This window comes from Micromonospora sp. NPDC004540, from assembly GCF_040610095.1.
Classification (GTDB): Bacteria; Actinomycetota; Actinomycetes; order Mycobacteriales; family Micromonosporaceae; genus Micromonospora.
Map to the genome: position 1 here is coordinate 67208 of NZ_JBEXLR010000006.1, position 17008 is coordinate 84215.

Below are 17008 nucleotides of genomic sequence, written 5' to 3' on the forward strand. Positions count from 1 at the left end.
ATTGCCATGAGCTTCCCCTGCCATGCCCTTTTCCGGGTCGCGCGCGCTGACCGACCGCGACCCGGGTCGCTCCACGACCTTGGAGAATCGCGTTGTTCATTTCTGAACTGACCACCGAACGACTCGTGCTGCGCCCCTGGCCGGCCGAGGAGGCCGCCGCCGTCGTCGCCGGGGAGCGGCGCCCGCACTGGGCGGCGGACTTCCCCGCCGACGGCGAGCGGGTGATCGCCGGGATCATCGCCGGCCGACCCGGGCAGCCCCACGGCCACCGGCTCATGATCGAACGGGAGACCGGCCTCACCGTGGGCGGCATCGGGTTGTTCTGGCCGCCCACCGACGGGTCGGTCGAGTTCGGCTACGGGATCGTCCCGTCCCGGCGCTGCCGGGGCTACACCACCGAGGCGGTCCGTGCCCTGGTGGTCGACACCCTCACCCTGCCCGGGGTGACCCAGGTGCACGCCACCGTCGATCCGGCCAACGTGCCGTCGGTGCGGGTGCTGGAGAAGGCCGGCCTGCGCCGGGACGGCGTCGTCGAGACCGACGAAGGCCGACTGCACCGGTACGTGGCGGAGTAGCGCCGGTCCGGGTGCGTTTGTTGTCGCCACGGCGACGACAAACGCACCCGGAGAACCGGTGGCGGCGGGAGGATCACCCCGTGAGCTACGCGGACGTCAACGGGGTGCGGCTCTGGCACGAGGTCCACGGCGCCGGGAAGCCGCTCGTCCTGCTGCACGGCGGCTACGGGTCGACGGAGATGTTCGCGCCCGTCCTGCCCGCCCTCGCCGCGCGCCGGCAGGTCGTCGCGGTCGACCTCCAGGGCCACGGCCGCACCGCCGACGTGGACCGGCCGCTGCGCTACGAGTCGATGGCCGACGACGTCGCCGCCCTGCTGCGCCACCTCGACCTGCCGGCGGCCGACGTACTGGGCTACTCGCTCGGCGGCGGGGTGGCCCTGCGCGCCGCCGTCCAGCACCCGGCCCTGGTCCGCCGCCTGGTGCTGGTCTCCACGCCGTTCCGGCGGCAGGGCTGGTATCCGGAGGTGCTGGCCGCGACGGCCGCCCACGACGAGCGGGTCGCCGAGCGGATGCGCGGCACCCCGCCGCACGAACGCTACGAGCGGGTCGCGCCCCGCCCGCAGGACTGGCCGAGGCTCTGGGCCAAGACCGGTGCGCTGCTGCGCCGCGAGTACGACTGGTCGGCCGAGGTGGCCGCCCTGCCGATGCCGGTGCTGCTGGTCTTCGCCGACGCCGACTCGATCCCGGTCCGCCACGTGGCCGAGTTCTTCGGGCTGCTCGGCGGCGGCCACCGCGACGCGGGCGGGGACGGCGCCGGCCGGCCCGCGTCCCGGCTGGCCGTGCTGCCCGGGCTCACCCACCACGACGTCGTCGGCTCACCCGCCCTGCCGGCGGCGGTGCTGCCCTTCCTCACCCATGAGGTGCGCGTCCCCGAGTGACCCGGGTCGCGCGTCGCCGCCGGAGCAGCCGCCCGGCCAGCAGGCCGCCGAGCACCAGCGCCGCCGCCCCGGCCGCCCACCAGACCCGGCCGCCCGGGCCCGCCGGTGGATCCGCGGCGCGGACCCGGCCGGCGTGCACCACCGCGTCCGCCACGTCGATGGCGAGCACCTGGTCCGGGGCGGTGAGCAGAGTGGTCGGCGCGGCGGCCCCCGGCGTCAGGCCCAGCACCCGGACCGTCTGCACATTGGGATACACGGTCCGCTGATCCATGTCGACGGGACCGTCGAAACGCTCCGGCGAGTCCGGATCGGGCCGGTAGCCGACGACCAGCGCGGATCCGTCCGGCCACCAGCCGAGCAGCCGAATGGTGGTGACGCCGTCGACCGCGGGCAGCCCCAGCACGCCGAGGTCCCGGCCGGTGGCCGGATCGGCCCGGCGCAGCCGCCACCGGGTGGTGTCCGGGTCGCGGCTCACCACGGCCAGCGTCCCGTCCGGCAGCCAGGCGCCCTTGCCGGCCAGTCCGCTCTCCGGCGGCAGCGGGAACGAAGTGATCGACTGCCCGTCGGGGCCGGCCACGAGGACCTTGTCGCCGACCTGGAAGGCCAGCCGGGACCCGTCGGCCGTGAACGCGACCGGGGTGCCGAAGACCGGCAGTTGCGAGGTCTCCAGCAGGCGTACCGCGCCGCCGGTGTCGAGCCGGACCAGGCTGAGCGTGTTGACGTGGGCACTGCCCTCCGGGTTGGCCGGCGTGGTGTCCCGGACCACCAGTGCGGAACCGTCCGGCGCCCAGCCGGCCGGCTCGGTCAGCGTGCTGCCCTCCCTCGGGCTGGGCAGCCGCCGGACCGTCCCGTCGACCAGATCGACCAGGTCGATCCGGGGGTGCTCCGACGACCCGCCCGGCACGGCGATCCGCCGCCCGTCGGGGGAGAGCAGCGCCTGCTCACCGGCCGGCGCCTCGTGGCCGACCTGCCAGGTCCGGTAGCGGTCGGCGTCCGCGGCGACGATGCCGACGGTGCCGTCCTCGTCGATCAGCCCGGTGAGGCCGCGCGCCTGCCCGCTGAAGATCACCGAGGCCGGACCGAGCCGGGGCCGGTCGGTGGCGCGCAGCGCGCCGAACCCCGGCAGCCCGATCCGGTCGGGCAGCGCCGGGCCGCCCGCGCCGGCCGGCGCGATCCCGGGCGGCCCGTCACCGCGTACCGCCACCGGCACCAGCGCCACCAGCACCAGCATCGCCGCGACCGCCGCCGCCATCCGCCGCCGGGTGCGCCGCGCGGTCCGCACCGCGCGCTCGTGCACCGGGTACGCGGGCACCTCGGCCGCCGCCGCCCGCAGCGCCTCCCGCAGCCGTATGCTCATCGCCCGCTCCTCTCCGGCGTCCGCTCCCACAGGTCGGGGGCGAGGTCGCGGAGCCGGCGCACGGCGTCGTGCCCGTGCCGCTTCACCGTGCCCACCGAGCAGCCGAGCACGTCGGCCACCTGCGCCTCGGTCAGGTCCTCGTAGTAGCGGAGCACCACCACAGCCCGCTGCCGGGCGGTGAGCCGACGCAGCGCGGCCACCACGCTGAGCCGCAGCGCGGTGTCGTCGGTGTGGTCGCCACCGCCCCGCTCGACCGGCGTCGCCTCCAGCCGTTCCGCCACCCGCCGCCGGCGCCACCACGAGACCTGCTGGTGGTACATGACCCGGCGCACGTACGCCTCCGGGTCCCCGTCGCGGATCCGCCGCCAGTGCCGGTACGTCCGCGCCAGCGCGCTCTGCAACAGGTCCTCGGCGTGCTGGTGGTCCCCGGTCAGCAGGTACGCCGTCCGCGACAGCGCGGGCGACCGCTGCACCACGAACTCGTGGAACGTCTCCGACATGCCCACCCCCTCGCCCTCTACCAACGCGGTCCACGCGGCGGATGGTTGAGGGTCATTCGACCACGCCCCGCCGGTACGGCCCCCAGGCCACGAACCGCTCGAACAGGTCGCGCGGGGTGGGCCCGTCGTCGGGGTTGAGCCGGAACAGGTCGTGGGTCGCCTCGTGGTAGAGCCCGGACAGGTAGACGGCCAGGTCGACCGGGTGGTCGGCGTACTCGACCTTGAGCAGCAGCCGGGCCTGGGCGCACGGCCACGGCGCCCGCAGGCCCGGCAGAGCCAGAGCGGCCGGATCGGCAGGTGCGGCGGCCGGTCCGGCGGGTAGGGCGCGGCCGATCCGGGTGCGGCCCGAGCCGAGGTACGGGAAGCATGGCGCCGCTCATCACGACCTTCCTTGTCACGGGGGCTGAGGTCGGGGCCGCCCCCGGCATCGGGGGAATCGGGGACGGCCCCGCGGCGGGCCGGACGGGAAGCGGCCCACCGGTGACAGTCTGTTGAGGACAGCACTACGCTCGGAAGGCTTCCGGTCGGTCTGGATGGTTGCTGAGCAGGGCCGGAGCCGGGCGCGGGAGACCGTGGGAAGCGGCGTGCGGAACTGGGCAGAGGCAGGGGAGAGCATGGGCGGGTCGTGGTGGGACTTCATCGCCGGTGAGCTACGACAGGCCCGCCTCCGAGCCGGCCTCAGCCAGGAAGACCTCGCCCGCCGCATCAACTACTCCGCCTCGCATGTCTCCGGGGTGGAGACGGGCCAGCGACCGCCGAAGGCCGACTACCTCGCCGCGATGGACCAGGCTCTGGACACGGCCGGCATGTTCGGCCGACTACTCCGCCACGCCTCGCTCGTTCAGGGAGCCCCGCCCTGGATGCGCGCGTGGATCGACGACGAACGCGCCGCCTCCCTGTTGCGCTGGTACGAGCCGGCCTACGTTCCGGGCATCCTCCAGACCGAGGCGTATGCGCGCATGACGCTGGCGGAAAGTCTGCTCAGTGCCGAAAGGATCGAGCAGCGGGTGGCTTCCCGGCTCGGGCGGCAGTCCATCCTCACCCGGGAGGAGGACCCGTGCCAGCTCGTCGCGGTGCTCGACGTGATGGCGCTGCGTCGCCCCTTGCAGGGTCATGCGGCGTTGATGGGCGAGCAGCTCGCCCATCTGGTCAAGATTGCCGCGTTGCCACACGTGCAGATCCTGGTGGTGCCCGAGGAAGCCGGCCTCTACCCTGCACTGCAAGGCGGGTTCATTCTGGCCAGCCTGAGCGACGGCTCGGTGGTCGCATATATCGACCAGCAGGTCCGCGCGCAGGTGATGCACGAGGCCGAGGACATCGCCGTTCTGCAACGGCATTGGGAGGCCGTCCGTGGAGAGGCCCTGTCCCGTCGACAGTCCCTCGACCTGATCAAGGAGGCGGCACGATCATGGATCTGACCGGTGCCCGGTGGCGCAAGTCGACCCGATCGGGGTCGAACGGCGGTGCCTGTGTCGAGGTGGCCGGCAACCTGCCCGGCTTCGTGGCTGTCCGGGACAGCAAGGACCCGACCGGCCCTGCCCTCACCTTTGCCCCCGACGCCTGGCGCGCCTTCGTCGCCTTCGCGAAGCGGGCCTGATCCCGCCGGTTCTCAGTCCATTCGCCGGGCGAGCCAGGGCAGCAACGCGTCGCCCTGCAACCGCTGGAACGCCCGGACGGTCGGAATGCCGGGCGGGGGTGGCTGCCGGGCGCCGTCCAAAAAGAACCCGGTGAACCCGGCCAGCACCCCGGTCACGTCGGCGTGGTCCACCTCGGCGGTGAGCGGCCGGGCGGCCAGCAGCGCCTCCGGGTCGTGGCCGCCGTGCACCTGCACGTTGACCAGGACCAGCAGGCTGTCCAGCCAGGCCGGCCCGCGACAGGCCCACGGCCAGTCGACCACGGTGACCCCGCCGTCCGGGCCGATCAGCAGGTTGTCGGCCCGGACATCAAGGTGGCAGAGGGTCTCGCCGGCCAGCGCGGCCAGCCCCCGGTCGGTGGCCGCGCACAGTTCGGGCAGCCGACCCCGCGCCCACGGGTCCAGGTCGGCCGGCGGGTCGGCGGCGATCCGCCGCCAGCCGCCGAAGTCCTGCCCGAGCTGCTCGGTCGCCGTGGTGACCACCGCGGCGGGGGCCGGGGTGAGCACCCCGGCCAACGCCTCCAGGGTGGACAGCACGGCGGCCAGCTCGCCGGTGTCCCACGGGGTGACCGGGTGCCGGCCCTCGACGTCGGTGAAGACCAGCGCGATCCAGTCGCCGTCGTCGTGGCTGCCGAGCAGCCGGGGCGCCGGCGCGGCCGGCGGCAGCGCGGCGGCGATGCGCGCCTCCGCCCGGTGCAGCGTGGGGCTGCGGTCGTTCTGGGCCGGGCTGACCGCCTTGACGAAGGCCCGCCCGCCACCGGCCGTGCGGACCCGGTCGGCGGTGCCGGGGGAGAAGCCGCCGTCCTGCGACTCCGCCGCCACCACCCGGTCGCCGAGGATCTCCTCGACCGCCGCCCGGATGTGTCCGGGCAGGTCGGTCCAGCGGATCCGGCTCTTCGTCAGGCTGGTCACCGCACCACCGTGGGCGACGCCGCCCGGCCGCGGCAAGCGATTACCGCGCGCCGGCGGTGTAGCGGAGCACCACCACGCCGGTGTCGAACGGCCGGGTCTCGGCCAGCGTGAACCGGGTCGGCGCGAAGCCCCGGTCGGCCAGCGGGATGCCGGTGCCGACCACGACCGGGTTGAGCTTGACCACCAGTTCGTCGACCTCGTCGAGGAGCTGGCCGGCGAGCTGCCCGCCGCCGCAGAGCCAGATGTCGCCGCCGGGCCGCTCCTTCAGCTCGCGGACGAAGGCCACCGGGTCGCCGGCGACGATCTCCACCTGCGGGTCGTCGGACGGGGGCAGCGAGCGGCTGAAGACGTACTGCTTGAGGTGCGCGTAGGGGCTGGTCACGCCGAGCTTCAGCGCCGGGTCGTAGGTGGCCCGGCCCATGAGCAGGGCGTCGAAGCGGCCGGCCGGCGGCGAGGCGATGCCGAACTGGGCGTGGGCGAACGTGGGGAAGGTCTGGGGCCACTCGGCGGTCAGGTGGGCCGCCACGTCCGGCTCCAGCGGGAGGAAGTCGTAGGACCCGTCGGGTGCGGCGATGAAGCCGTCGAGGGTGCTGGCGACGTAGTACACGAGCTTGCGCAAACCGACTCCGATGTCCGGGATCAACCACGACGGCTGTCGTGGTCGAGAGAGAATGTACAACATCTGTCGTGGTTATTGCTAGGGTGCCGGCATGGCCAGAAATCCGGAACGCCGCACCCTGCTCGCCGACGCCGGGTTGCGGGTGCTCGCCGCCGCCGGCGCGCGGGGGCTGACCCACCGCGCCGTGGACGGCGAGGCGGGGGTGCCCACCGGCACCGCCTCCAACTACTTCCCGTCCCGGGCGGCGTTGCTCGCCGGGCTGGCCGAACGGATCTTCGACCGGATGGCGCCCGACCCGGGGGTGGTGGCCGACCTCGGCCGGCGCGAGCCCTCGCTCGCGCTGGTCGCCGACTACCTGCGCTACATCGTCGAGCGCACCACCCGCGAGCCCGACCTCACCCGCGCCCTGTTCGAGCTGCGGCTGGAGGCCAGCCGCCGCCCCGAACTGCGGGCCGCGCTCGGCGACGTGCTGCGCCGGGGGTACGCCGACGACGTCGCCTTCCACGTCGCCGCCGGGCTGCCCGGCGGCGCCTTCGAGATCGCCCTGCTGCACTACGCGGTCGACGGGCTCCTGCTCGACCTGCTCACCACCTCGATCGACGCCGGGTTCGACGTCGATCAGGTGGTCTCCGCCCTGGTCTCCCGTCTGGTCGGCGGGGCCACCGACTGACCGGCACGCCGCCCAGGTATGTCCCGCCGACCAGCGGGAACGCCAGCCGGGACGCACCTGGGGAGGAGCGACGATGACGGATGGCGCCGGACTGACCATCGGTGTGCTCGGCTCGTACGGCGGTCGCAACCTCGGCGACGAGGCGATCCTCACCGGCCTCCTGGCCGACCTGCGGGAACAGGAGCCGAACGCCCGGATCATCGTCTTCTCCCGGAACCCGGCGCACACCGCGCTGGCCCACCCCGACGTGGAGGCGGTGCCCTGGGAGGGCGTCAGCCGGGTCGACTCCTCGGCGATCCTGGCCCAGCTCGACCTGCTCGTCCTGGGCGGCGGCGGGATCCTCTACGACAAGGAGGCCCGGCGCTACCTGCGGGTGGTCCGGGTCGCCCAGGAGCGCGGCCTGCCGCTGCTCACCTACGCCGTCGGGGTCGGCCCGCTCAACGACGCGGTGGACACCGGGATGGTGCGGGAGACCCTGGGACAGGCCACCGAGGTGACCGTGCGCGACCAGGAGTCCCGGATGGTGCTGGAGGAGGCGGGTCTGCTGAACCCCATCACCGTCACCGCCGACCCGGCGTTCCTGCTCACGCCCGAGGAGTTCCCGGAGGCCTGGCTGCGCGAGGAGGGCGTGCCGGCCGGCAAGCGGCTGGTCGGGCTCAGCGTCCGCGAACCGGGCCGGGCGGCGGAACGCCTCGACGTCGACGGCTACCACCGGCTGCTCGCCCAGATCAGCGACTTCCTGGTGCACCGCGTCGACGCGTACGTGCTCTTCGTGCCGATGGAACGCGACGACATCCGGCACTCGCACGGGGTGTTGTCGCACATGGTCGCCGCCGAGCGGGGCCGGATCCTGCACAACGACTACTCGCCCCGGCAGGTGCTCGGCCTGATGGAGCACTTCGACCTCGCGGTCGGCATGCGCCTGCACTTCCTGATCTTCGCGGCCATGATGGGCACCCCGTTCCTGCCCCTGCCGTACGCCGGAAAGGTCTTCGACCTGGCCCAGCGGCTCGGGGTGCCGGCGCTGCGCGGCGTGGAGCGTGAGGTGGAGGGCCCGCTGCTGGCCGAGGTGGACCGGTTGTGGGACGAGCGCGACGCGCGGGCCGACGAGACCGCCCGGCGGGTGGCCGCCGTGTGCGAGCAGGCCCACGGCACCTCCCACGTCACCCGTGGCGTGCTGGAGAGCATCCGGTCGCGGACGCTGAGCCGGCTCGCGGCCTGAGCGGCCGTCAGGCCGCCGGCCCCCGCCAGGTGTAGACCCAACCGCCCCGCTGGTCGTCCGACTCCAGCTCGTAGATGTGCGCGTGCGCCAGCCCCTGCGGCCCGATGTGGTGGTGGGTCAGCGGCGGGCGGCCGTTGCTGTCCAGCTCGACGGTGACGGTCTCGCCGTCGGCCGTGCCGCCCACCAGGGGGATCTGCGCCGTGGATGCCATGCGCCCATCCTGCCCCGGGGATCGCCGCTGCGCAGCGGGATGCCGGGGCAGCGGGCCGGCGGTCCCGGCGACTAGGGTCCGGGGATGGCGGACCAGACGATCGACCCCACCCTCGCTCCGGTCCTCGCCCGCACGGGCGACGAGCGGGCCATCCTCGAATCGTTCCTCGACTTCCACCGCGCCACCGTGCTGCGCAAGGCGCGCGGCCTCTCCGACGCCGACGCCGCCCGCCGCCTGGTGCCCTCCCGCACCACACTCGCCGGGCTGCTCAAACACCTGGCCCTGGTGGAACGGAACTGGCTGCCCTGCCTGTTCGCCCCCGGGCCGGGCGACGTCTACCTCACCAGCGAGGCCGACGCCGAGGCGAGCTTCGCCCTCGACCCGGGCGAGACCGTCGACGGGCTGGCCGCGGCCTACCGGGCCGCCTGCGCCCGGTCCCGGGCCGTGGCCGCCGGGTTCGACCTCGACCACGTGGTGCCGCACCCGCAGCTCGGCGAGGTGTCGCTGCGCTGGGTGCTGGTGCACCTCATCGAGGAGACCGCCCGGCACGCCGGGCACGCCGACATCCTGCGCGAGCTGACCGACGGCGAGACCGGGGCGATCTGACCGGGCTCAGTCCCGGGGCAGCAGGCCGGTCGGATACTCCATGCCGTCGTGGGTGCAGGCGGCCGCGGCCACCCGGGCGGCGTAGCGGGCCGCGTCGAGCGGGGTGGCGCCGCGCAGCCGGGCGGCGATCAGGCCGGCGGCGAACGCGTCGCCCGCGCCGTTCGTGTCCACCACGGCTGCGGGCGGCGTGGTCGCGGGCACGTGGACGGGCGGCGTGTCCGGGCCGTGCAGGGTCGCGCCCGCCGCCCCGCCGGTCACCAGCACCGTCCGCGGCGCCAGCCCGACCGCCACCTTCCCGGCCCGGTCGCCCAGCTGGACGTCGCTGACGAAGACCAGGTCGGCCGCGTCGGCGAAGGGCCGGTGGTAGTCGTTCTCGCCGTCCCAGTCGTGCAGGTCGGTGGAGAGGGACACCCCGGGGCCGAGCGCGGCCCGCAGGTCCGGCAGCGCGTCCCGGGCCCAGTCCATGATCGACACGTGCACGTGCGCCGCCTCGCGCACCAGCCCGGCCAGCTCCGCCGCCGCGAACGGCGCCGGGCCGGACCAGGGACGCGGGTCGTAGAGCGACATCCGTCGGCCGGCCGGGTCGACCATGTTGACCGAGCGACGGGTGCCGGCCGGCGCGTCGGCCAGCACGGCGCGTACCGAGGTGCGGGCCAGCGCCGCCCGGACCACGTCGCCGGCCGGGTCGGCGCCGAGCACGTCGACCAGCGCCACCCGCAGGCCGAGGGCGTGCGCGGCCAGCGCCACCCCGGCCCCGGTGTTGCCGATCCGCAACTCGATCGGGGGCACCGCCAGCGAGTCGGCGGCCGGCAGCGGCAGGGCGGGCACCTGGGCGCGGATGTCCACGCCCAACCCGCCGATCACGAGCAGATCGACCATGGCGCCGACAGTAGCCCGCGCCGGCCGCCTATCCTGGCCCCGGGCGTCGTCGAGGGGGAGTGCGTGCTGGTCATCCACGGCTTGTGGCTGTCCGGCCGCGGGCTCGCCGTCTGGGCCGAGGACAGCCGGCTGCCGGCCCGGGCTCCCCGCCGGCCGGGCCGCGCCCCGCGCGAGCGGCCGCACCCGTTCGCCGCCGACCACGCCATCCTCGCCGCCGCGCTCGGCGACCCGCCGGGCGCCCCGGTCTCCGTGCTGCTCGACCTGCCCACGCGGGCCGGCTCGCCGCTGGACTCACCCGAGCTGGTCCGGACCGCCGTCGGGGACCCGGTCCGCGGCCCGGTCACCCGCGCCGGCTGGCGGGTCTCCGCCCTGGCGTACGCCCCGGACGCCGCGTTCGCCCTGCTCCGGGCGCTCGAACCGGGGGAGGCGGTGGCCGGGGCGAGCCTGCGCCACCTGGCCGAGCTGGCCGACTTCGCCGCCGACCTGGTCACCCGCGGCCGGGTGCTGCCCGGGGTGTCCGATCGCGCCCCCGGCGCCGACGCAATCCGCGCCGATGGTGGGCCACGGGGCCTGCGCGCGGTGGACGACTCGGACGTGGTGACCGCGTCCGCCCTCTGGCGCCCGCTGCTCACCGGCACGGATGCGGCCTGGGCCCGCTCGTTGGCCCTCGCCCTGCCGCCGGCCGCCCGCGCCGCCCGCGGGTGGCACCTCGGTGCCTCCGCTCCGGGTGCGTCTGTTGTCGCCCGAGGGGCAACGGATGCGCCCACGGCGTCGGACGGGGGTGCGGGGCCCGGGGAGCTGGTGGCCGAGGCGCTGGACGCGCTGGTCGACGCCGCCGCCCGGGCCGCTCTCGCCGACACCCGGCTGCCCCGGGGCATGCGCCCGGGCGGGCCGGTGCCGGCCTGGCTGGCCGCGCTCACCGGCCCGGAGCGGGTCTTCGCCGCCGAGCCGGCCGCCCTGGACCTCCTCCGCGCCGAGCTGGACGCCTGGCAGCGCGACGCCGCCGGCGGCCCGGTGCGCGCCGCGTTCCGCCTGGTCGAGCCGGCCGCCGACCCGGTGGCCGAGCTGGTCGAGGGCGGCGCCTGGCGGGTCGAGTTCGGCCTGCACCCGACCGACGAGCCGGGGCTGGTGGTCGACGCGGCGCACATCTGGCAGCGGCCCGCGCCCGCGCTCGCCGCGCGGGGCGTCGACCCGCAGGAGACCCTGCTGGCCGAGCTGGGCCGGGCCAGCCGGCTCTGGCCCGAGCTGGACGCCGCGCTGCGCACCGCCGCGCCGGAGGGGATGGAGCTGGATGCCGACGGCGCGCACCGGTTCCTCCGGGAGGGCGCGCCGGTGCTGCACGCGGCGGGCTTCGGGGTGCTGCTGCCCTCGTGGTGGCGGCGCTCCTCGTCCCGTCTCGGCGCGCGGTTGCGGGCGCGCAGCCGGACCGCGCCCGGCACGGTGGCGGTCGCCGCCGGTGGGCTCGGGCTGGACGCCCTGGTCGACTACCGCTGGGAGGTCGCCCTCGGCGACCAGCCGCTGTCCGCCGAGGAACTGGCCTCGCTGGCCGAGCTGAAGTCGCCGCTGGTCCGGCTGCGCGGCCGCTGGGTCGAGCTGGACCCGCAGCGGCTCGAAGCCGGGCTGCGGCTGCTCCGTTCCTCCGGCGAGCTGACGGTGGCCGACCTGCTGCGGATGGGGCTGGCCGGCGCCGACCGGCCCGGCGAGCTGCCGGTGCTGGAGGTGGCCGCCGACGGCGCGCTGGGCGAGCTGCTGGCCGGGGAGGCGGAGCGGCGGCTCACCCCGGCCGACCCACCGGCCGGGTTCGCCGGGACGCTGCGGCCGTACCAGCGGCGCGGACTGGCCTGGCTGGCCTTCCTCCAGTCGCTCGGGTTGGGCGGGATCCTCGCCGACGACATGGGGCTGGGTAAGACCGTGCAGCTGCTCGCGCTGCTCGCCGGGGACCCGCCGGCGGCCGGGCCGACGCTGCTGGTCTGTCCGATGTCGCTGGTCGGCAACTGGCAGCGGGAGGCGGCGAAGTTCGCCCCGGAGCTGCGCATCCACGTGCACCACGGCGCCGAACGCGCCCGCGGGGAGGCGTTCGCCGCCGCCGTGCACGCCGCGGACCTGGTGCTGACCACCTACTCGGTGGCCGCGCGGGACGCGTACGAGCTGGCCGGGATCGACTGGCACCGGGTGGTGGTGGACGAGGCGCAGGCGATCAAGAACGCCTCCACGCGGCAGGCCGAGGCGGTGCGGTCGCTGCCCGCGCGGCACCGGATCGCGGTCACCGGCACGCCGGTGGAGAACCGGCTCGCCGACCTCTGGTCCATCATGCAGTTCGCCAACCCGGGCCTGCTCGGACCGGCCGCCACCTTCAAGAAGAGGTTCGCCGAGCCGATCGAGCGGCACGGCGACGCCGAGGTGGCCGAGCGGCTGCGCCGGATCACCGGCCCGTTCGTGCTGCGCCGGCTCAAGACCGACCCGTCGATCATCACCGACCTTCCGGAGAAGCTGGAGATGGAGGTGCTCTGCAACCTCACCGCGGAGCAGGCGGCGCTCTACCGGGCGGTGGTCGACGACATGATGGCGAAGATCGAGTCCAGCGACGGAATCGAGCGCCGCGGGCTGGTGCTGGCCACCATGACCCGGCTCAAGCAGGTCTGCAACCACCCGGCCCAGCTGCTGCACGACGGCTCCACCCTGCCGGGCCGCTCCGGCAAGCTGGAACGGCTGGAGGAGATCGTCGACGAGGTGCTCGCGGCGGGGGAGAAGGCCCTGCTCTTCACCCAGTACGCCGAGTTCGGCGGGATGCTGCGCGGCCACCTGTCGGCGCGTACCGGCCGGGAGGTGCTGCTCCTGCACGGCGGGGTGGGCAAGGCCGAACGGGACGCCATGGTGACCCGCTTCCAGTCTCCGGCGGGCCCGCCGCTCTTCGTGCTCTCGCTCAAGGCCGGCGGCACCGGGCTCACCCTGACCGCGGCGAACCACGTGGTGCACGTGGACCGCTGGTGGAACCCGGCCGTCGAGGACCAGGCCACCGACCGGGCGTTCCGCATCGGCCAGCGCCGCCGGGTGCAGGTCCGCAAGTTCGTCTGCGCCGGCACGGTCGAGGAGAAGGTGGCCGCGATGATCGCCGACAAGCGGAGCCTGGCCCAGCGGGTGGTGGGCAGCGGCGAGCAGTGGGTCACCGAACTCTCCACCGACACCCTGCGCGAGCTGTTCGCCCTGGAGTCCGGGGCGGTGGTGGAGTGACCACACCGGACGGAGGATCCCGCTTCGCCGAGTTCGGGCCGCCCCGGCGGGTCGAGGGCGGACTGAAGGCGCGCAGCACCCGGGGCGCGATCGGCCGCTCCTGGTGGTCGCGGCGCTTCCTGGAGGTGCTGGAGTCCTTCGCGCTCGGCACCCGGCTCACCCGGGGCCGCGCCTACGCGCGCCGGGGCCAGGTGCTCCGGCTCGACGTCGCCCCCGGGCTGGTCACCGCCACCGTGCAGGGGTCCCGGCCGGATCCCTACCCCGTGCGGATCGGGCTGGCCGCCTACCCGGACGAGGTGTGGGAGCGGGTCGAGGCGGAGCTGGCGGGGCAGGCGTTCTTCAGCGCCCGGCTGCTCGCCGGTGACCTGCCGGCCGAGCTGGAGGAGCTGTTCGCCGCGGCGGGCGCGCCGCTCTTCCCGGCGGCCGTCGGCGAGTTGGACCAGCACTGCGGCTGCCCCGACTTCGCGGTGCCGTGCAAGCACCTCGCGGCCACCTTCTACCTGCTCGCCGAGGCGTTCGACGCCGACCCGTTCCAGCTCCTGCACTGGCGCGGCCGCGCCCGGGGCGAGCTGCTCGACCGGCTGCGTACGCTGCGCGGCGCCGCCACCCCCGGCGGCGCCCCGGACGGCCCGGCGGCGGCCCCGGACGGGTCGGCCGTGCCGGCAGGCGCGGACGCCGGGCCCGGGCCGGGGGCGCGGCCGGTGGCCGGCGCCGGACGGGTGCTGGGCGGCCTGCCGGCGGTCCCGCCGGACGACGAGGTCGACCGGTTCTGGCTGTCCCCGGTGGCGCTGCCGGACCGGCCGCCCACCCTGGCCACCGGACCGGAACTGCTGCTGCGTCAGCTCGGCCCGCCGGGGGCAGCGATCGGCGGCCCGGGCCTCGTGGAGCGGCTCCGCCGGGCGTACCGGGAGTTCGGCCGCGAAGCGGCGGGATCGGACGAGCCGCGCTGACCATCCCTGCCGGTGCCGAGGTCATAGCCAGCGCCGGCGGAACCGCCACATGAGGCCGGCGTTGGCGATCAGCACCACGGCGCAGATCGCGCCGGCCAGTCGCCCGGCCAAGACGGTCATCGCCGGCAGCGAGGCCCACAGCACGATCGTCAACAGCATCAGGTACCGGCCTCGACGGCCCCGGGCCCGGTGGTCGAGCCGGGCGAAGAACTGCGGGTCACTCTCCCGCAGCTGGCGGGTGATCTGTTCGAACCTGCGCTGATCCTCTTTGCTGAGCATGGCGGTGCCTTCCCCTCACGGCTTCAGCGGTTCGGCGGCATACCCGCAACGGGGGCGGGTCACGCGCCGCTCCTGCCGCTGGTTTCGGCGAGCGGGACGGGTCTGGACGCACCGGTCGGAGACCTCAGCACGGGCTTATCCGTGCCTTAAGTTTCGCTGAGCGGGTGAACGTCGCCAACAGCGCCGCGACGGGCAAAAACGTTACGTCCGGGTGGTCACCGCCCGGGTTGCCCCTGCTCCGGACGCCGCCGATCCGGGCCGGCCCCACGGGCCGCCGTACGGCCGCCTGAGCACCGTCTTAAGTGCCCTCACGGGCGGCGTCGGCACGCCTTGAGCGGCCCGAAGCGCGTGGCTACTTTCCCGTAGCAACTCCTCCGGCAACCGTCGCCGCCCCTCCGCCCACCCCCTGGGCGGCAGGCGTGCCGGCGCTCGAAGAAAACGGGAAGCTACATGGCCGACCTGAACGTGCCACCGCGTCGACCCCGGGACGACCGCGGCTGGGACGGATTCCAGCACCCCCATCCGGACGGGTACCGCGACAACGCCATGCCGTACGCCGGTTCCGGCGGATACGCCACCCCGGCGCCCCCGGCGGCCGGCCCGCAGTGGGTCGGGCCCGACGGCTTCGCCGGCGGCGGCCACCCCCAGCCGTCCGGCGGGTACGCCCCGCCGCCCGGCCCGGGACTGCCCAACCTGGACGACGAGGACGACGAGCCGCGCCGCGGCCGGCGCCGCGCCCTCGCCGCGCTCGGCGGCGCCGCGGTGGTCGCCGGTGGCGCCGCCCTGGCCTTCTCCCCGCAGGTCCGCGGCCTGTTCTCCGACGACCCGGTCGCCGGCGACGCCACCGGCACGGTGGTCACCGACGGCACCGCCGCCCGGCCCGGCGGCCAGCAGCCCAGCACGGTGCGCACCTACACCGAGCAGAACGAGAGCTACATGGGCTCCCGGGCCGGCGCGGCGCTCAAGCGCAACGCCCCGTCCGGTGGCCGGATCTTCGCCAGCCCGGCCGCCGCCGCGGCGGCCACCCGGGTGACCGTCAGGACGGTGCTCGCCAAGGACCCGATCCGCCACCTGGCCAGCCGGGCGACCTTCGGCCCGACGCCCAGGGTGCTCGCCGACATCAAGCGGCTCGGCATCGACGACTGGCTGCGCCAGCAGCTCGAACCGGAGAAGATCGCCCCGACGAAGGCCGAGCTGAAGCTGGCCGAGCTGCCCTCGCTGAAGCTCAGCCCGACGCAGCTGCGGGCCCAGCGGGACCAGCTCAACGAGCGGGGTGTCGACCCGGCGCGGGAGACCGTCGACGCCACCATCGCCCGGCAGGTCTGGTCCGACCGCCAGCTCTTCGAGGTGATGGTCGACTTCTGGAACGACTTCCTGCACGTCGCCGCCGACTTCGACGGCGGCGAGATCTACCGCAACTCGTTCGACCGGGACGTCGTCCGCAAGCACGCGCTGGGCAGCTACCCGGAGATGCTGGTGGCCGCCAACAAGCACCCGGCGCTGCTGATCTACCTGAACCAGACCGAGTCCCGCAAGGACGCGGTCAACGAGAACCTGGCCCGGGAGAACCTGGAGCTCTACTCGGTCGGCGTGGACGGCGGCTACACCGAGAAGGACGTCCGCCAGGCCGCCCTGCTCCAGACCGGGCGGGGCGTGGCCGACGGGAAGTACGTCTTCCACGCCGACCGGCACTACCTGGGCAAGGTGAAGATCCTCGGGTTCAGCCACGCCAACAACTCGGCCGACCCGAAGGTCGCCGACAAGGTCATCGACGACTACATCCGGTACATCGCGCTGCACGCGTCGACGGCCGGCTACGTGGCCCGCAACCTGGCCACCCGGTTCGTCTCCGACACCCCGCCGAAGTCCCTGGTGGACCGGCTGGCCAAGGCGTACACCACCAACAAGGGGCAGATCCGGCCGGTCCTGGCCACCCTGTTCAGCTCCTCGGAGTTCTGGGCCGCGGTGGGCCAGAAGGTCCGCCGGCCCATGGAGTACCTGGTCGCCACGTACCGGTCGCTGGGCGTGGGGCCGGAGGCGTCCCCGGGTTTCGAGGGCGACAAGCGGCGCACCCCGTTCGCCCAGGGGCTGCGGCAGGTCCAGGACAAGATGCGCGAGCTGGGCCAGTTCCCGATGGGCAAGCCCACCCCGGACGGCTACGCGGACGTCTACGTGGCCTGGACCTCCGCCGGCACGATGGTCGACGGCTGGAACGAGGCCGGCGACCTGATCGGCGGCTGGCGCAAGCAGTTCACCTACGTCAAGCCGGAGAAGCTGGTGGCGAAGCCGCCGGCGACCGCCGGGGCGTACGTGGACGCGCTGGCCCTGCGGCTGGTGCACCAGAAGCTGAGCGCCAAGGAGAAGGCCCTCGTGCTCGGCGTGGCCGGGGTGCCGGCGGGCGCCAAGGTCGACGCCACCTTCAACGGGGCCATCGCCGCGGTCGCGCGGACGATCCTCGCGTCCCCCCAGCACCACCTCCGGTGAGG

17 protein-coding genes are annotated in these 17008 nt (G+C 75.0%); 10 read left to right on the plus strand and 7 right to left on the minus strand.

Translation table 11 applies throughout. The annotated features are described in order from the left end of the window. Nucleotides 1-92 precede the first annotated feature (92 nt). Nucleotides 93-575 carry a GNAT family N-acetyltransferase gene (locus ABZV78_RS03635; RefSeq protein WP_355635215.1) on the plus strand — a complete coding sequence of 161 codons (483 nt, stop codon included), beginning with the start codon at nucleotides 93-95 and terminating at the stop codon, nucleotides 573-575. 80 nt (nucleotides 576-655) lie between these two features. Next, a complete protein-coding gene (locus ABZV78_RS03640; RefSeq protein WP_355635216.1) occupies nucleotides 656-1453 on the plus strand; it encodes an alpha/beta fold hydrolase in 798 nt (265 codons plus the stop codon). Here the strand turns inward: ABZV78_RS03640 and ABZV78_RS03645 are convergent. Next, complete coding sequence (locus tag ABZV78_RS03645; protein ID WP_355635217.1) at nucleotides 1425-2810, minus strand: hypothetical protein; 1386 nt, start codon at nucleotides 2808-2810, stop codon at nucleotides 1425-1427. The two genes, ABZV78_RS03640 and ABZV78_RS03645, sit on opposite strands and share 29 nt — an antisense overlap. Next, nucleotides 2807-3310: a SigE family RNA polymerase sigma factor gene (locus tag ABZV78_RS03650; protein ID WP_355635218.1), complete on the minus strand. Its 504-nt coding sequence runs from the start codon at nucleotides 3308-3310 to the stop codon at nucleotides 2807-2809. The genes ABZV78_RS03645 and ABZV78_RS03650 overlap by 4 nt, the downstream gene beginning before the upstream one ends. A 614-nt stretch (nucleotides 3311-3924) precedes the next feature. Here ABZV78_RS03650 and ABZV78_RS03655 point away from each other — a divergent pair. Both ABZV78_RS03655 and ABZV78_RS03660 read left to right on the plus strand, forming a co-directional pair. Continuing rightward, entirely contained in the window at nucleotides 3925-4728 is an 804-nt protein-coding gene (locus ABZV78_RS03655; RefSeq protein ID WP_355635219.1) for a helix-turn-helix transcriptional regulator, read from the plus strand. Further along, nucleotides 4719-4907 carry a DUF397 domain-containing protein gene (locus ABZV78_RS03660; RefSeq protein WP_355635220.1) on the plus strand — a complete coding sequence of 63 codons (189 nt, stop codon included), beginning with the start codon at nucleotides 4719-4721 and terminating at the stop codon, nucleotides 4905-4907. Before ABZV78_RS03655 ends, ABZV78_RS03660 begins: the two co-directional genes overlap by 10 nt. Before the next feature lie 12 nt (nucleotides 4908-4919). Here the strand turns inward: ABZV78_RS03660 and ABZV78_RS03665 are convergent, their stop codons facing one another. Together ABZV78_RS03665 and ABZV78_RS03670 are read right to left on the minus strand one after the other, a co-directional pair. Further along, nucleotides 4920-5855 (minus strand): phosphotransferase, encoded by a 936-nt coding sequence (locus ABZV78_RS03665; protein WP_355635221.1) that lies wholly within the window; start codon nucleotides 5853-5855, stop codon nucleotides 4920-4922. 40 nt (nucleotides 5856-5895) lie between these two features. Continuing rightward, nucleotides 5896-6474: a dihydrofolate reductase family protein gene (locus ABZV78_RS03670; protein WP_355635222.1), complete on the minus strand. Its 579-nt coding sequence runs from the start codon at nucleotides 6472-6474 to the stop codon at nucleotides 5896-5898. A gap of 91 nt (nucleotides 6475-6565) precedes the next feature. Between ABZV78_RS03670 and ABZV78_RS03675 the strand changes: the two genes are divergently transcribed. Further along, nucleotides 6566-7144, plus strand: a complete 579-nt coding sequence (locus ABZV78_RS03675; RefSeq protein ID WP_355635223.1) for a TetR/AcrR family transcriptional regulator — start codon at nucleotides 6566-6568, stop codon at nucleotides 7142-7144. A 73-nt stretch (nucleotides 7145-7217) separates the two neighbouring features. Continuing rightward, on the plus strand, nucleotides 7218-8366 hold the full coding sequence (locus ABZV78_RS03680) for a polysaccharide pyruvyl transferase family protein (RefSeq protein ID WP_355635224.1): 1149 nt from the start codon (nucleotides 7218-7220) through the stop codon (nucleotides 8364-8366). Between the two features lie 7 nt (nucleotides 8367-8373). Here the strand turns inward: ABZV78_RS03680 and ABZV78_RS03685 are convergent, their stop codons facing one another. Continuing rightward, nucleotides 8374-8577 (minus strand): hypothetical protein, encoded by a 204-nt coding sequence (locus ABZV78_RS03685; protein WP_355635225.1) that lies wholly within the window; start codon nucleotides 8575-8577, stop codon nucleotides 8374-8376. A gap of 84 nt (nucleotides 8578-8661) precedes the next feature. On the opposite strand from ABZV78_RS03685, the gene ABZV78_RS03690 reads away from it, so the two are divergent. Further along, on the plus strand, nucleotides 8662-9183 hold the full coding sequence (locus tag ABZV78_RS03690) for a DinB family protein (RefSeq protein ID WP_355635226.1): 522 nt from the start codon (nucleotides 8662-8664) through the stop codon (nucleotides 9181-9183). Between the two features lie 6 nt (nucleotides 9184-9189). On the opposite strand, the gene ABZV78_RS03695 is transcribed toward ABZV78_RS03690, so the two are convergent. Then, nucleotides 9190-10062 carry a carbohydrate kinase family protein gene (locus ABZV78_RS03695; protein ID WP_355635227.1) on the minus strand — a complete coding sequence of 291 codons (873 nt, stop codon included), beginning with the start codon at nucleotides 10060-10062 and terminating at the stop codon, nucleotides 9190-9192. 63 nt (nucleotides 10063-10125) lie between these two features. On the opposite strand from ABZV78_RS03695, the gene ABZV78_RS03700 reads away from it, so the two are divergent. Together ABZV78_RS03700 and ABZV78_RS03705 are read left to right on the plus strand one after the other, a co-directional pair. After that, entirely contained in the window at nucleotides 10126-13293 is a 3168-nt protein-coding gene (locus tag ABZV78_RS03700; RefSeq protein ID WP_355635228.1) for a DEAD/DEAH box helicase, read from the plus strand. Further along, a complete protein-coding gene (locus ABZV78_RS03705; RefSeq protein WP_355635229.1) occupies nucleotides 13290-14243 on the plus strand; it encodes an SWIM zinc finger family protein in 954 nt (317 codons plus the stop codon). Before ABZV78_RS03700 ends, ABZV78_RS03705 begins: the two co-directional genes overlap by 4 nt. A 21-nt stretch (nucleotides 14244-14264) precedes the next feature. On the opposite strand, the gene ABZV78_RS03710 is transcribed toward ABZV78_RS03705, so the two are convergent. Further along, nucleotides 14265-14522, minus strand: a complete 258-nt coding sequence (locus tag ABZV78_RS03710; protein ID WP_355635230.1) for a DUF3040 domain-containing protein — start codon at nucleotides 14520-14522, stop codon at nucleotides 14265-14267. A gap of 450 nt (nucleotides 14523-14972) precedes the next feature. Here ABZV78_RS03710 and ABZV78_RS03715 point away from each other — a divergent pair, with 450 nt between their 5' ends. Then, nucleotides 14973-17006: a DUF1800 domain-containing protein gene (locus tag ABZV78_RS03715; protein WP_355635231.1), complete on the plus strand. Its 2034-nt coding sequence runs from the start codon at nucleotides 14973-14975 to the stop codon at nucleotides 17004-17006. The last annotated feature ends 2 nt before the right edge of the window (nucleotides 17007-17008 follow it).

Coding starts and splice junctions, on each gene's coding strand:
- ABZV78_RS03660 (WP_355635220.1), top strand. CDS start 4,719: ATGGATCTGACCGGTGCCCGGTGGCGCAAGTCGACCCGATCGGGGTCG.
- ABZV78_RS03695 (WP_355635227.1), bottom strand. CDS start 10,062: ATGGTCGATCTGCTCGTGATCGGCGGGTTGGGCGTGGACATCCGCGCC.
- ABZV78_RS03655 (WP_355635219.1), top strand. CDS start 3,925: ATGGGCGGGTCGTGGTGGGACTTCATCGCCGGTGAGCTACGACAGGCC.
- ABZV78_RS03685 (WP_355635225.1), bottom strand. CDS start 8,577: ATGGCATCCACGGCGCAGATCCCCCTGGTGGGCGGCACGGCCGACGGC.
- ABZV78_RS03690 (WP_355635226.1), top strand. CDS start 8,662: ATGGCGGACCAGACGATCGACCCCACCCTCGCTCCGGTCCTCGCCCGC.
- ABZV78_RS03710 (WP_355635230.1), bottom strand. CDS start 14,522: ATGCTCAGCAAAGAGGATCAGCGCAGGTTCGAACAGATCACCCGCCAG.
- ABZV78_RS03645 (WP_355635217.1), bottom strand. CDS start 2,810: ATGAGCATACGGCTGCGGGAGGCGCTGCGGGCGGCGGCGGCCGAGGTG.
- ABZV78_RS03675 (WP_355635223.1), top strand. CDS start 6,566: ATGGCCAGAAATCCGGAACGCCGCACCCTGCTCGCCGACGCCGGGTTG.
- ABZV78_RS03715 (WP_355635231.1), top strand. CDS start 14,973: ATGGCCGACCTGAACGTGCCACCGCGTCGACCCCGGGACGACCGCGGC.
- ABZV78_RS03650 (WP_355635218.1), bottom strand. CDS start 3,310: ATGTCGGAGACGTTCCACGAGTTCGTGGTGCAGCGGTCGCCCGCGCTG.
- ABZV78_RS03680 (WP_355635224.1), top strand. CDS start 7,218: ATGACGGATGGCGCCGGACTGACCATCGGTGTGCTCGGCTCGTACGGC.